General features: G+C 48.6%; 11 protein-coding genes. All 11 read right to left on the bottom strand.

Features of this window, described 5'->3' with window-relative positions; translation table 11 throughout:
* Nucleotides 1–59: 59 nt before the first annotated feature.
* The 11 genes from QL223_RS19485 to rsxA all read right to left on the bottom strand — a co-directional run bounded on the left by QL223_RS19485 (nt 60) and on the right by rsxA (nt 14,794).
* The gene (locus QL223_RS19485) at nt 60–2,957 is read right to left on the bottom strand and encodes an HD domain-containing phosphohydrolase (RefSeq protein ID WP_281545686.1); all 2,898 of its coding nucleotides are present in this window, start codon (nt 2,955–2,957) and stop codon (nt 60–62) included.
* A 138-nt stretch (nt 2,958–3,095) separates the two neighbouring features.
* Nucleotides 3,096–5,999, bottom strand: coding sequence for an HD domain-containing phosphohydrolase (locus QL223_RS19480; RefSeq protein ID WP_281545685.1), 2,904 nt, complete (start codon nt 5,997–5,999; stop codon nt 3,096–3,098).
* Between the two features lie 150 nt (nt 6,000–6,149).
* Nucleotides 6,150–6,566 carry a lactoylglutathione lyase gene (gloA, locus tag QL223_RS19475; RefSeq protein WP_281545684.1) on the bottom strand — a complete coding sequence of 139 codons (417 nt, stop codon included), beginning with the start codon at nt 6,564–6,566 and terminating at the stop codon, nt 6,150–6,152.
* Between the two features lie 91 nt (nt 6,567–6,657).
* Nucleotides 6,658–7,572, bottom strand: a complete 915-nt coding sequence (locus tag QL223_RS19470; protein ID WP_281545683.1) for a LysR substrate-binding domain-containing protein — start codon at nt 7,570–7,572, stop codon at nt 6,658–6,660.
* A gap of 320 nt (nt 7,573–7,892) precedes the next feature.
* Nucleotides 7,893–8,534: an endonuclease III gene (gene nth, locus QL223_RS19465; RefSeq protein ID WP_002541119.1), complete on the bottom strand. Its 642-nt coding sequence runs from the start codon at nt 8,532–8,534 to the stop codon at nt 7,893–7,895.
* 25 nt (nt 8,535–8,559) lie between these two features.
* The gene (locus QL223_RS19460; RefSeq protein WP_002541120.1) at nt 8,560–9,252 is read right to left on the bottom strand and encodes an electron transport complex subunit E; all 693 of its coding nucleotides are present in this window, start codon (nt 9,250–9,252) and stop codon (nt 8,560–8,562) included.
* Nucleotides 9,249–9,881: an electron transport complex subunit RsxG gene (rsxG, locus tag QL223_RS19455; RefSeq protein WP_281545682.1), complete on the bottom strand. Its 633-nt coding sequence runs from the start codon at nt 9,879–9,881 to the stop codon at nt 9,249–9,251. Before rsxG ends, QL223_RS19460 begins: the two co-directional genes overlap by 4 nt.
* On the bottom strand, nt 9,878–10,939 hold the full coding sequence (gene rsxD / locus QL223_RS19450) for an electron transport complex subunit RsxD (protein ID WP_281545681.1): 1,062 nt from the start codon (nt 10,937–10,939) through the stop codon (nt 9,878–9,880). The genes rsxG and rsxD overlap by 4 nt, the downstream gene beginning before the upstream one ends.
* Before the next feature lie 5 nt (nt 10,940–10,944).
* Nucleotides 10,945–13,632, bottom strand: coding sequence for an electron transport complex subunit RsxC (rsxC, locus tag QL223_RS19445; protein ID WP_281545680.1), 2,688 nt, complete (start codon nt 13,630–13,632; stop codon nt 10,945–10,947).
* Entirely contained in the window at nt 13,629–14,213 is a 585-nt protein-coding gene (rsxB, locus tag QL223_RS19440) for an electron transport complex subunit RsxB (protein ID WP_046302845.1), read from the bottom strand. The genes rsxC and rsxB overlap by 4 nt, the downstream gene beginning before the upstream one ends.
* The gene (gene rsxA, locus QL223_RS19435; protein ID WP_002541126.1) at nt 14,213–14,794 is read right to left on the bottom strand and encodes an electron transport complex subunit RsxA; all 582 of its coding nucleotides are present in this window, start codon (nt 14,792–14,794) and stop codon (nt 14,213–14,215) included. Before rsxA ends, rsxB begins: the two co-directional genes overlap by 1 nt.
* Nucleotides 14,795–15,092 lie beyond the last annotated feature (298 nt).

The following is a 15,092-nucleotide window of genomic DNA, read 5'->3' as shown; positions in this document are numbered from 1 at the left end:
AGACATGTTTCTCTGAAAGATAAAGAAAGCCCCGCTCGTTGTTGCGGGGCTTTTCAGTTTTAGGCGGTTTCTGTTTCCTTTTCGGGCTTAGGCGTGATGATTGCCAACAGGGCGTCTTCATTGACCTCATCATGTTGTTCTTTAGGAAGGAACTGTTCGGCGTAACGAAGATAGATTTTCTCCTCGATAAAGAGCCGGAACAGTTGCTCATCGACATGCTTGTCTTTCGCCATAAAGGCAAGAATTTTAAGCGCTTCGCTGAGTGTCTTCGCTTTCTTATAGGGACGATCGCTGGCGGTGAGTGCTTCGAAAATATCCGCTACTGCCATGATACGTGCATCGACAGACAACGAGCTTTCGTCCAACCCATAAGGGTACCCTTTGCCGTCCAACTTCTCGTGGTGTCCCCCGGCGATTTCCGGCACACGTTTCAGATGCTTAGGATAAGGCAGCTTACGAAGCATATTAATGGTCTGTATGATGTGGTCATTGATGATGAAGCGCTCTTCATCCGTCAGCGTTCCGCGCTGAATGGACAGGTTATAGAGTTCACCGCGATTATATTGAAGCGGTGGAACCGGCAGTTTGAACTCCCAGTTTTCAAAGGTTTTCAGCTGTTGAGGGAGCCAAGGGATCATCTGATCAACAGTATCAGATAGGATTTGTTCTTTGCATGGTAGAAGGAAACTGCCACGTGCTGAACGTCTTGCTTCTTCTTCCCAAGATAATCCTTGGACATCGTCGATTGTGCGCATCCAGGTCCGCTGAGCTATCTTCTCAAGTTTTTCGATATTGCTGGCATCCATAAACTCACCGCCCACATTGCACTTAGCCACAAAAGCGAACTCCTGATCGAGTGTTTTGTGCTCTTCCGCCAACCAAGCATCAAGTTCTTCAACCTTTTCGCCTTCAAGCCGTTTTTGCCAGTACGTAATTTCTGCATCGCGCTTCAATACTTCAAAGCGGGTGCGGACTTCGTGGATGCGGTTGTATATGGTTTCGAGTTTGGTGGCTTTATCCACCACGAATTCTGGTGTGGTGACTTTTCCGCAATCATGTAACCAAGCCGCGAAATAGAGCGCTTCACGAGATTGATCGTTGAGCGAGAACTCGGGGAAGCGTTTTTCATCTTTACTGGCCGCTTCTGCCAGCATAAAGGTCAATTCCGGTACACGTTGGCAATGACCGCCCGTATAGGGGGATTTGGTATCGATGGCGGATGCCATCATCTCGATGAATGATTTAAACAGTTGCTTTTGTGCTGCTACACGGTCCCAGTTCTCTTTAATAAGGGAAGCGAAGCCCAGGAACTGGCGGATAAACTGTAGTTTGTCATTCTGATCGTTCCCCGGACACGCATCAAATCCCATAAAGACGTAGCCCACACACTCTTTTTCACGGTTGTAGAGAGGCACGAGCCAAGCGTGCTTAAGTGATTGAGGGAGTAGTCCACGTTCAATATCGGTCGAACAGGGTTTAAAACTGAAGAAATGCTGGCCTTGGAGTGCCTTCTTCATCTGTGGGGAATCAGCCAACAACTTCTGCAGATCTACTTGCTTACCTTCTGTTTGAAGGGGATATTGGGCAGTCAGCGTGAGTTTTTCCCTGTCTTCTGCTGAATTGGTCCAGAGCATCACGTATTCCGCGCCGGAAGTTTGCTGGCAGTGAAGCGCAATGTCGGCCATCAGAGAGTCGAAATTTGAACTGTTGGAGACTCGGTGAAGTGTCTGAAGAAAGTTCTGAATCGTCTCAGACATCATGTGGACGGATTCGGAAAGCTCCCTGACTTCGACAATTTTAGAGCTTGGCGTTGAGACGCTGGAGAAATCCAGACGGCGGATTTTTTGGGTTTCCTCTACCAACACTTTCAGTGGATTGGCGATACGCTTAGAAGCCCAAAGTACCATCACGGTGCCAATCAAAAGACCAAAGATACTGATGGTAATCTGGTTGTTTCTGGCTTCTATCGCGCTTTGGATCAGTAACCTCTCAGGCACAGCTTTAGCCAGCCATAACCCTCGTTCTCCCCCGAAGCTGATCCTGACAAGGTTGAGAGACCAGTTTTCACCCTGATGGAGGATGGTTTTGTTCGATTCGTGCCAATCACTGGTCTTGAAAAGATGATTGAACGGAGATGCAGACATCGCTTCAAGGTACATCCGCTGGTTAACACCAGAGGATGATTCTGGAAGGAAGCCTGTATGTGCGAAAACACTTTTGTTATCGTCCAGGAGCATCAACTGGGTTTCTTCTGTATCAACCAGTGAGTAGAGAAACTTGTTCAAAGAATCGAGAGTGATGTCGACTGCCAGTACGCCATTAATATCTTTAAACTGCCGGGTGAGAGTGATACCCATCCGCTGGATAAACATGTAGAAATACGGGTCAGTGACATAAATACTGCCGTCATCCGGTGCGGCTTTGTACCAGGGGCGTGCTGTTGGCTTGTACTTAATTCTATCGGTATCTGCGCGAATATGTTTCAGGGTGTCATCATAGTAGGTACGTATTTGATTTCCCGTCTTGTTGTTGATGTCTACCATGATGTGGCTGTTTTCAGGTGCTGAAAACTGCTCTTTCATAAAATCCGCTTTTGTTGAACGGATAAACGCCGAACTTTCGTTCGGATAGCCAACATATACAGCCACTACTTCTGGGTTTCTTTCCATGATGGCATTCATGCTGGAAAGCCATTCAGTGTCATAAGATGCATAGAGACTATGACCAAAATCGGAAGCTGCAAGCGCATCCATGGCAGTGATGACCGGGGATGTCAGGTTCTGAAAGGAGAGCTTAATACGTTCCGCATTTTGCGAAGTGCGCTCGATGGCGAGTTGTTGATTGAGCTCTTTTGAGTTCTGATAACTCAATACAATGAGAAGGACTGAAAGCAGGGATACAACAATAAAAAAGATACCTGCGATATGAATTTGAAGTGTATAGCGGCGTCTTGCCATGATAATCCATTATCTTAATTATGAGACACTCGATTAAGACTATCAGACAGTGATGGGTTACCAATTTTTTTAATGAGGGCTTTGAATTAAATCACGAATATTCATCGCAAATAAATAAGTTGCTTTAACGTAAAGCGGTTATGAGTGATGCGCTTTTTCGTCTACCGGTTTTTTAGGGAACACAATGTCCAACAGGTAGGCTTCGTTGACCTCGTCCCATTGGCTCTCGGGGAGAAAATCCTGAGCATATTTTAGGTAAATCCTCTGCTCGATAAATATTTTGAACAATCGGGCATCAACATGTTTGTCTTTCGCCATGAAAGCGAGGATTTTAAGCGCTTCACTTAGCTTTTTCGCTTTCTTGTAGGGCCTATCGCTGGCAGTCAGTGCTTCGAAAATATCGGCGATGGCCATAATTCTCGCGTCCACCGGAAGATTGGTATCTGATAATCCTAGTGGGTAACCCTTTCCATCTAATTTTTCGTGATGGCCTCCAGCAATCTCTGGAATTCTCTTCAGATGCTCTGGGTAAGGGAGTTTCTGCAACATGATGATAGTCTGAATAATATGATCATTGATCGCGAAGCGCTCTTCCTCAGTGAGCGTGCCTCGCTTAATGCCCAGATTATAGAGTTCGCCCAAGTCAAATCTGTGTTCAGGAGCCATGATATTGAAGGGCCAGTTTTCGAACTTTTTGAGCTGCTGTTCTGTCCAGAGGATCTTGTGGTCAAGTCGATTATCGAGAAGGTGTTCTTTGCATGGCAGTTTATCTTCTCCTCTGCGATTTCTGCGTAATTCCTCCTCCCAGGATAATCCTAACGTGTCATCTATCGTGCGGATCCAGGTTCTTGAGGCGATTTTTTTGAGCTTTTCTTCACTGCCATCATCCAGAAACTCTCCGCCTATGTTGGTTTTGGCAACAAACGCAAATTCGTTATCTAGTTCCTGTTTTTGTTTGAGCATTGTGGCTCTGGCATCCTCGGCAGAAGCTCCTTCGCTAATTTGCTTCCAACACTCGATCTCTGCGTCGCGTTTGAGTATTTCGAAGCGCATCCGAATTTCATGGATTCGGTTATAAATGGTTTCAAGCTTGGTGGCCTTGTCCACGACGTATTCTGGTGTTGTTACCTTGCCGCAATCATGCAGCCAGGCTGCGAAATACAGTGCCTCGCGGGACTTTTCGTCCAGCGTAAATTCCGGGAAATGATTCTGATCTTCATTGACGGCCTCGGCCAACATAAAGGTGAGTTCAGGCACGCGTTGACAGTGTCCACCGGTATACGGTGACTTGGTATCGATAGCCGATGCGAACATTTCAACAAAGGATTTGAACAGATTTTTTTGTGCCGTGATGTGGTCCCAGTTCTCTTTGATCAGCGAGGCAAAACCTAGAAACTCTTGAATAAATCCAAGCTTCTCCTCCTGTTCAGGTGATATCACGTGATTAAACCCAACGAATACAAAGCCGACTCGTTCATTTTCTCTGTTGTGCAAGGGAAGCACCCAGGCCCTCACTAATTCGTCAGGGAGATGACCGCTTACTGAAGGATGTTCGTCTGGTGTAAAAGTAAAAAAGCAGTGATTATCGACCGCTTCTTCCATCTCGGGGAGGTCAACGAGAAGTTGGTTAAAGTCTATCTGGGTTTCACTTATGGCCTCAGGATAGTGCGCTGCGAGCGAGAGGTTATTTCTATCCTCCATGTCGGTCGCCCACATCAGGACATAGTCTGCATCGGATGTTTTGTAGCAGTGCTCTACCATGTCAGAGAGCAAGGACTCAAAATTTGAATTATTAGATACCCGATGTAAGGTATTTAAAAAGTCACCAATGGTTTCAGACATCATACAAATGGAGTCAGAAAGCTCTCGAACCTCGACAATATTGGAGTCGGGCGTTTTTACGCTATGGAAGTCGAGGTTTCTTATTTTATGGGAAGCTTTGTTCAGTAGCTTCAGTGGGGTCGCGATTTTCGCTGAGGCCCACATAATCAGCAGCATACCTACGCCTAAGATAATGAAGCTGATAGTTATTTGATTGTTTCTTGCTTCAATTGCACTGCCAATCAATGTGCGCTCAGGGATCGCTTTGGCTAGCCATAATCCCTTCCTGTTACCAAAGCTTATGTGCATCAGGTTAAGCCGCCAGTCTTCTTCCTCGAACTTGACGGTATGTGATGTTTCTTGCCAGTCATCTTTTTCAAGCAGGGAAACCAAAGGGGAGTGTTGTGCAGCCTCAAGGTAGGTGTCTTGCGTTGTGTTTAGTGGTGCTTCAGGAAGGACTCCTGTCTGGCCAAGAATGGTCTTGTTGTCGTCGAACAGCATAATTTTGGCCTCTTCTGAATGGGGAAGAGATTTCAAAAATGCATTAATGGACGAAAGGGTAATATCGGCTGCCAATACACCACCGTTGGCAGGGATGCGTTTTGAAATGGTGATGCCCATTCGCTTGATGAAGAGATAGAAATAGGGGTCTGTAATAAATATGTCGCCATTGTGCGGGGTGTCCTTATACCAAGGACGTGTTGTTGGCTTGTAGGAGATGGTGTCCGTTGTTTCGCTAATGTATTGCAGGTTTTTATCGTAGAACGTCCGGGTCTGCTCACCGTTACTCAGATTGATGTCGACCATGATGTGAGAGTTGTCCGGCGTTGAAAACTGTTCTCGCATAAATGCAGGTACCGTGGAACGGATAAAGGCTGAACTTTCGTCCTCGTAGCCTACATAGACGGCAAGCACATCCGGTGTCACTTTCATGATGGCCTCAACGGAAGCAAGCCAGTTTGGATCGTTGGAAGCATGAATATCATGCCCGTAATTGGATGCGGCAAGTGTCTCTAATGCAGCGAGGACGGGGACTACTTTCTTCTGAAATGCGAGTTTGACCTGCTCAGCATTCTGGGTCATTCGCTCGTCAGCCAATTGTTCGTTGAGCGATTTAGAGTTCTGGTAGCTCAAGACGATCAGCAAAACGGAGAGCATAGAAACAACGATGAAAAATATGCTGGCAATATGAAGCTGCAGCGTACTCTTTTTCCACAACATGCTGACTTTCTTATCAATGAGACATTAATAAAAGCCTATCAGAATTTTTGCAGAGGTGAGGTTTAAGATTGGTGACGTTTTTAATGCACTGATAAATCGAAGTGATTAGCACTACACCTCTAAGGAGAGGTGTAGTAAATCAATGAAGTGCTAGTTACCTAAGCCTGCAGAAGCACTCTTGTTTTGGATCAGCTCTATTTTGTAGCCGTCTGGGTCTTCAACAAATGCGATCTCAGTGGTGCCGCCTTTTACAGGGCCTGGCTCACGGGTGATGTTTGCGCCCACTTCACGCAGTTTGTCACAAGTCGCGTAGATATCGTCTACACCAATTGCAATGTGGCCAAAAGCAGAGCCGTGCTCATATTCAGACGTGCCCCAGTTATAGGTCAGCTCAATCACTGCGCCCTGTGATTCATCACCGTAGCCAACAAAAGCCAGTGTGTACTCGTACTGCTCATTTTCGCTTTTACGCAAAAGCTGCATGCCCATCACGTCGGTATAGAAGGCAATTGAACGATCCAAATCGCCAACGCGGATCATGGTATGCAGAATACGACCAGTGCTCATGACATTCTCCTTAATTGTATTGTCGCGCCCAGTTTACCAACAAATTTTTCGTAACCCCAAGAGCCTTAAGCAAACGGATCTTCTGAAGGTTTCAGCGATATTGTGATTGCTCTAACTCGCGAAACAGCCAGTTTCGAAATGCTTCAATGCGCGGAAGCCTTGAAGATGCGCCGTCATACAACAAACTAAACTGCATGCCGGGCGTCAGCCCAATATCAAAAGGTTTGACCAGAAGACCTTGATCGATAAGTGCTTTCGACAAACTTTCCGTTCCCAGACATACACCGTGGCCCGCAATCACTGCATTGAGCGCCATATCGAATGTAGGTACTTCCATCCATCTCAGCGCGCCGTTGTCGAACTTCACACCAGCTTTTTCAAACCACTTTGACCAAACTATCTCTTTAGAATTCACGCCATGTATCAACCAACACCGCTTGAGCTTTTCCGGAGAATCAAACTGTATAGAACGGGCAAGTTCGGCGGAGCAAAGCGGGTAAACCTCCTCTTGATAAAGATGTTCGCAACGAATGCTACCCGCTATGTCACTCTCTGTGATTTTCCCCTGCCGGATGGCTAGATCAATATCGCTGTGTAGGATGGCTACCCGTTTGATATCGCTATGAATACGTATGGTGATGGTGGGGTTTTCTAACGTGAATCGCCATAGTCTCGGCATTAACCACAATGAGGCGAACGAGGGCGGGACGGTGACGGTCAACACGCCTTCCAGAGGCTCAGTCTGAATACGGTTTAAACCGACGATAATTTTTTCAAACCCTTCGGTAATAGGGGCAAGCAGCTGGTGGCCTTTATCGGTGAGCTGCATTTCCCGCCCATTTCTAAAAAACAGCTTACAGCCCAGGTTATCTTCCAGCCCCCTTAATTGTTGGCTGACGGCTGCCTGGGTCACATTCAACTCTTTTGCTGCTGCGCTGTAGCTTTTCAGTCTCGCGGCAGCTTCAAAGTAACGGAGTGCACTGAGATAGCGAAGTTGCTTGTCCATAAGTTCAGCTTATATCTGGTGTCAGATTTCATCGTTCGTGTTGAGTACAAAATACTAACAAAATGACATTAAACCATAACAACAGAGAACGAATGATGCGACCGTCAGCAAAGAGGGCTAGAAATATGATAATAGAAAAAGTGCTTAAAATAATTGGGTTAGGAAGTGGTTTCAGAGAGCGTAAAGTCGTGATTAAGAGCGATGGAATGAACTGCCACTTGAAGAAAGATATTGGAATCCATGATCCGCAATGTGGTCATGGTAACAACCAAAACTATCAGAAATATTTATAAAGAAGGCTGCCAATGGCAGCCTTCTTTTTATTCGTCTGGGTAAATCTTTTCTTTGAATTCGCAGAGGTCTTCAATGATACAACTGCCACAACGCGGTTTGCGAGCCACACAAGTGTAGCGGCCGTGCAGAATAAGCCAATGGTGAACATCGACCTTGAATTCCTTTGGCACGACTTTCAGTAGCTTTTCTTCTACCTGATCGACGTTTTTCCCCATCGCAAACTTGGTGCGGTTTGATACGCGAAAAATATGAGTGTCTACCGCAATGGTTGGCCAACCAAAGGCGGTGTTGAGCACGACATTGGCAGTCTTTCTACCTACGCCTGGTAGAGCTTCCAGCGCTTCGCGGTTTTCAGGCACTTCACCACCGTGTTGTTCAACGATGATGCGACAGGTCTTGATGACATTTTCTGCCTTGGAATTAAACAGGCCAATGGTTTTGATGTATTCCTTTACGCCATCAACCCCAAGGTCTAACAACGCCTGCGGCGTATTAGCCACCGGATAGAGCTTATCCGTCGCCTTGTTCACGCTTACATCTGTTGCCTGCGCTGATAGCAATACCGCAATCAGCAATTCAAACGGTGTACTCCAGTTCAGTTCAGTTTCCGGGTGAGGGTTTTCTGCTCTTAATCGCTCCAGTATCTGAACACGTTTTTCGTTATTCATTGCTCATCCATTGAATGCTTAACTTTTAATCTGTGGACGTGATTCGAACACGTTCGATCACGGCTTTCTCTTTTGGTTGTTTCTTCGCTTGTTTTTCGTCAATCACGTTCTTTATAGCGATGAGGAAACCCACAGCCAGGAAGGCACCCGGCGGTAGCATCGCCAACAGGAATGGACTATCAAACTGGAACACTTCTATACGAAGTCCTGCAGCCCAATCACCGAGCAGTCGGTCAGCACCGTCAAACAAAGTACCGTTACCCAGTACTTCGCGAATTGCACCCAGTACGACCAGCGCTGCAGTCATGCCCATGCCCATCCAGAAGCCATCCAACACCGAAGGTAATGGCGTATTCTTGGAGGCGAATGCCTCTGCGCGGCCGATGATGATGCAGTTGGTCACGATCAGGGGAATAAAGATACCCAGCGACTGATAAAGGCCGAATGCGTAGGCATTCATCAGTAGCTGAACACAGGTTACCAGTGACGCGATGATCATGACGAAGATGGGAATACGCACTTCTTTTGGTACATATTCGCGCACCAGTGAAACAGTCAGGTTCGAGCCCACAAGAACCAGCAGCGTTGCGATGCCAAGCCCTAATGCGTTGGTCACTGTCGCGGAAACTGCAAGCAGGGGACAAAGACCCAGAAGCTGCACCAGTGCGGGGTTATTGGCCCACATTCCGTTTGTCATTAACTCTTTATTCTGGCTCATGATGCAGCTCCACAATTCAGAGGTTGGCGGACAATAGTGTCTTTGTTCTGCATGGCATACCAAGCAGCATTTCTCGCTGCGTTAACGACGGCACGCGGTGTGATCGTGGCACCGGTGAACTGGTCAAACTGACCGCCATCTTTGTAAACCGCCCAGCGCTTATCGTCTTCACTTTCAATATTTTTACCATTGAAAGACAGCACCCAATCGGAGACATTTAGATCGATTTTATCGCCAAGACCCGGGGTTTCGTTGTGACTCAGCACGCGAACACCGAGCACAGTGTTATTGGTATCGACGCCCACCAAGACTTTGATAGCGCCGTTATAACCGTCCGGTGCAATGGCTTCGACTGCCATGGCTGTCGGCTCACCATTCTTGGTGGCAATGTAGATTGGCATTGGTTCACTGGTGCCAAGGTTTGGGCTGGTTACCAAAGTACAGGTTTTCGCCAACGCATTGTCATGCATGTCTTCTGGGATCACTTGATTGAGAACCCGTAAAAGCTGGATGCGTTGCTGCTCTGCGATGGTGTCTTTCGTCAGTGTATTGGTGACGGCGACTAAGCCCGTTGAAAGCAGTGCCGCCAGCGCAAGGATTGCGCCATTATTTCGCATCGCGCGGATCATTTGCTTTCCTTCCTGTAACCGTAAGTGGTTGGTTTGGTGTAGTAGTCAATCAGCGGTACGCACATGTTTGCGATAAGCACAGCAAACGCTACGCCATCAGGGAAGCCGCCAAAGGTACGGATCAGATAAACCAACGCGCCGATCATTGCACCAAAGATCAGTCGGCCTCGTGTAGTGGTTGAAGCGGAAACTGGGTCAGTGGCAATGAAGAACGCACCCAACATGGTGGCACCGGAGAAAAGGTGCATCAATGGCGAAGCCACGCCATCCGGGCTGATGGCATAACCTACCAAGCTGAACACAAAAAGAGATGCCAGCATAGCAACGGGGATTTGCCACTGGATAATCTTCTTCTTCAGCAGAATAAGACCGCCAGCAAGGAAGGCGACATTCACCCAGCCCCAACCGATACCTGCAAAACTGCCAAATACTGACTTCTCAACCGCCTCAGAGACAGTTTCACCAGCCAGCAAAGAGGTCTTAATGGTATCCAACGGCGTCGCCATGGTTGAACCATCCACGGCAATACGCAGTTGGTTCACGCTAAAGCCATCAGTGGTGAGGCCAGTAAAGATAGCGGCGAAGCTGTCAGTAAAGCCAAGTGGCTGAACCAACAATTCACTTGGTGGCAGCCAGGTGGTCATTTGAACCGGGAACGAAATCAGCAGTACGACATAAGCGACCATGGCAGGGTTGAACAGGTTCTGGCCCAGCCCACCATAGAGATGTTTAGCAATGACGATGGCGAAAAGTATACCGATAATCACTATCCACCATGGTGCGAACGGCGGAATGGCGATACCCAGAAGCACACCCGTCAGCAGGGCGGAGTGGTCTTTAATATAGCGTTTAGCAGGGCGGCCGCGCAGAGCCACAACAGCCGCCTCTGCAGCCACCGCAGTCAGTGCCGCCATAACGACCTGAAGTAAAACACCCCAACCGAAAAAGTAACAAAGCGCAGCGATGCCCGGCAAAGTACACAGTATCACTGTCATCATGATGTCGCTGGTGCTCTTGCGACTGTGGCTATGCGGGCTACTGGCGATAAAAAAGGCCACGATTACTATTCCTCATTCTTATTCTTCATTTGCGCTGCCTTTCTCGCTTTTGCGCGCGCAATGGCAGCAGCAACCGCTGCTTTCTTGGGATCTTCTTCAACGGGAGTATCTTCTACTGGAGCAGCCTCTGCAGTAGGCGCTTCAGCTTCTGCCTGTTGTGCGGCTTTACGTGCTTTGGCACGGGCAACGGCAGCAGCAACCGCTGCTTTCTTGGGATCTTCTTCAACGGGAGCTTCTTCCACTGGAGCAGAATCAGCAGCAGGCGTTTCAGCTTCTGCCTGTTGTGCGGCTCTGCGTGCTTTGGCACGGGCAACGGCAGCAGCGACAGCGGCTTTCTTCGGGTCGTCTTCAGCGGGAGCTTCTTCTACTGGAGCAGAATCAGCAGCAGGCGTTTCAGCTTCTTCCTGTTGTGCGGCTTTGCGCGCTTTAGCACGGGCAATCGCAGCAGCGACAGCAGCTTTCTTCGGTTCGTCTTCAGCGGGAGCTTCTTCTACCGGAGCAGAATCAGCAGCAGGTGTTGCTGCTTCTGCCTGTTGCGCTTCTTTGCGTGCTTTGGCACGGGCAATGGCAGCAGCGACAGCGGCTTTCTTCGGATCGTCTTCAACTGGTGCTTCTTCTGCTGATACAGATTCAGCATTAGGTGTTGCCGTGTCAGCTTGTTGTGCTTCTTTGCGTGCTTTAGCACGGGCAATAGCAGCAGCGACAGCAGCTTTCTTTGGATCGTCTTCAACAGGTGCTTTTTCTGCTGATTCAGATTCAGAAGCAGGGGTAGCCGCATCAGCTTGTTGCGCTTCTTTGCGCGCTTTGGCACGTGCAATGGCAGCAGCGACTGCGGCTTTCTTAGGATCTTCTCCAGCAGCGCTGTTATCAGAAGCGGGCTCAGACTCGCTTTGCTGAGCCGCTTTGCGTGCTTTAGCGCGGGCTATCGCCGCCGCAACAGCGTCTTTCTTGTCGTCTGCTGCGTTTTCAGTTTCGGATTCCGACGCCTTTTGTGCTTTACGTTCACGCGCCTGACGCTTGCGCTCTTCGCGCAGCTTTGCCATTTCACTGTTGTCTGGCTCTGCCTGCCCTTGTGCGGCAGCCTCAGCCTGTTTGGCTTTTGCTTTGGCAATAGCAGCAGCTACAGCTGGCTTCATTGCTGTGGCTGCAGATTCATTTTCTGATTTGGCTTTCACACGTGCAATGGCAGCGGCAATCGCGTCGCCATCGGCGGATTTTTCCATCGCTTTACGACGGTTTTCCGCAGCTTGCTTGTGGCGCTCTTCACGCGCTTTTTTGTCACGCTCCATACGCGCTTTTTTGGCTTCGAAGCGCTCTTTAGCTCGCTCGGCAGCTTGCTGCTCCGCATCGCGCGCGCGGATTTCAGATTTAGCCTGACGATAGTATTGCACCAGTGGAATTTCACTTGGGCAGACGAAGGCACAAGCACCACATTCGATACAATCGAAGAGGTTATACTCTTCGCACTTGTCGTAATCCTGATCTTTGGCGTACCACTGAAGTTGTTGTGGCAGCAGCGAAGCCGGGCAAGCTTCTGCACAGGCGCTGCATCGGATGCAGGCCATCTCGCCCTCTGACGGCGCAATTTCGCGACGTGAAGGCACCAACACACAGTTGGTGACTTTGGTGACGGGTACGTTAGGGTGCGGAATGGTGTAACCCATCATCGGGCCGCCAATTATCACGCGCTCTACTTTTTTGTCTGCTTCATACCCGTGCTTATCGAGCAAGAAACTGACTGGTGTGCCAAGCAGCGCCCAACGGTTCCGTTGTTCTTTCAACGTGGTACCTGTCAAGGTGACGACACGCTCAATCAGCGGCTCACCGTCGATGACAGCACGTTTAATTGCGAAGACTGTACCGACGTTTTGCATCATCACGCCGATTGCGGCAGGGATGGCTTTTGCAGGTACTTCTTTACCGGTGATGAGTTTGATGAGCTGCTTTTCACCGCCAGACGGGTATTTGGTCGGAACTACCTGAACGACGATGTCAGGTTTACCCTGTGTCGCCAATTTCAGGGCGTCAATCGCTTCTGGTTTGTTGTCTTCCAGCGCCATGACGGTGAGTTTCGGGCTCACGATATGTTGAAGGATCTCAATACCTTGAACAATTTCATCTGCGCGCTCTTGCATCAAACGGTCATCAGCGGTGATGTAAGGCTCACATTCAGCACCGTTGATGATCAGAATTTCTGTGCGCGCATGACCAGTTTGCAGCTTGCGGGCTGCTGGGAAACCTGCGCCACCCATGCCCGCGATACCCATCATGCGAACATGATCGATCAACGCCTCGTCAGAGACTTCGCGGAAATCAGCCAGTGCATTCTTCACTCCCCAGGCGTCTTCGAAATCCGGTTTGATCACAATGCAGTTATCGGTAAGGCCTGATGCGTGAGCGATAGTGCGAGGCTCAATGGCAACCACTTCACCGGAAGTTGGTGCATGAACCGGACAGCATTGCAGAACGTCTGACTTGGTCAGTGGTTGGCCCTTTAGGACTTTATCACCGACATTTACCAACAGTTGGCCAGCAGTGCCAATGTGCTGTTTGGTTGGCAACACAATTTCATTTGGGATATCTGCGGGCAAGATGGAAGTTTCGCTCGACTGGCGTTTGTTTTCTGGTGGGTGAATACCACCGTGAAAATCCCAGACATGTCCCTGTTTGATCTCTTCGATTAGGGTGATCATGCTTGTTTGACCCCTTTATCTTCATCGACAGAAAGTTGAACAACCGGAATTTGGTCAAGTTGCCATTTCCAGGTTTCAGGCGTGGTTTGAACAGGGATCATTTCAATACAGTCAGTCGGGCAAGGGGCGACACAAAGGTCACATCCGGTGCATTCATCTTTGATAATGGTGTGCATGGCTTTGGTGCTGCCAATGATGGCATCCACCGGACAAGCCTGAATACATTTGGTACAGCCAATACAATCGTCTTCGTGAATGAAGGCGACTTTTTTTACGCTCTTTTCTTCATCGTGCGCAGATTCTGTGGCTTCTACCCCCATGAGGTCAGCAAGCTTCTCGATAGTCGGCTGACCACCTGGAGGGCATTTATTAATGGCATCACCATTGGCAATGGCTTCTGCATAAGGGCGACAACCGGGGTAACCACATTGTCCGCACTGTGTTTGCGGAAGGATGGAGTCAATCTGATCGACGATCGGATCCGCTTCGACTTTAAAACGCACAGAAGCAAAGCCCAGCAAGATACCGAACACAGCTGCGAGGACAGCGATAGCAATAATCGCAATCAAAATTCCAGTCATTACAGTTTCACCAACCCTGTAAAGCCCATAAATGCCAATGACATTAGTCCAGCTGTGATCATAGCAATCGATGCACCGCGGAATGGTTGAGGAACATCAGCCGCGGCAATACGCTCGCGCATCGCGGCAAACAAAATCAATACGAGGGAGAAGCCAGCAGCAGCGCCAAAGCCATAAATGATGGACTCGATAAAGTTGTGGCGCTCATTGATATTCAGCAGAGCGACACCCAACACGGCGCAGTTTGTTGTGATTAGCGGCAGGAAGATGCCCAACAGACGGTAAAGTGTTGGGCTGGTTTTATGCACGACCATTTCAGTGAATTGCACGACGACCGCGATCACTAAGATAAAACTCAGTGTTCGGAGGTATTCAAGGCCCAATGGAGCCAAAATGTAAGTCTCGACCAGGTAAGCACTCACTGATGCGAGTGTCAGTACGAACGTGGTCGCAAGCCCCATCCCAATGGCGGTTTCAAGTTTTTTGGACACGCCCATAAATGGGCACAGGCCAAGAAACTTAACCAGCACAAAGTTGTTTACCAGGACGGTGCCGACAAGAAGCAATAAATACTCAGTCATGCCATTCTTCGAAAATTTTAAAGAGATCTTTGTATTATCGGCCTTTGAAGCGCCTATAACAACAGATAGGAGAAAGGGTTTTTCATCAAAATTGCTACAGCGGACAAACTTTGCCCGGATCTGGGCGATTGCTTACAGTCCAGATAATAGGTAGTAACAATTTCTGTGCGTCATATCCACAAAACAAATACAAAAAAACCCAGCGCTAGGCTGGGTTTTCGAAAGTGGCTCCCCCTGCTGGACTTGAACCAGCGACATACGGATTAACAGTCCGCCGTTCTACCGACTGAACTAAGGG

This window comes from Grimontia sp. SpTr1 (assembly GCF_947387585.1).
Taxonomy (GTDB): domain Bacteria; phylum Pseudomonadota; class Gammaproteobacteria; order Enterobacterales; family Vibrionaceae; genus Enterovibrio; species Enterovibrio indicus.
Note: the sequence above shows the minus strand (reverse complement) of the source record. Positions and strands in the feature narration are given on the sequence as shown.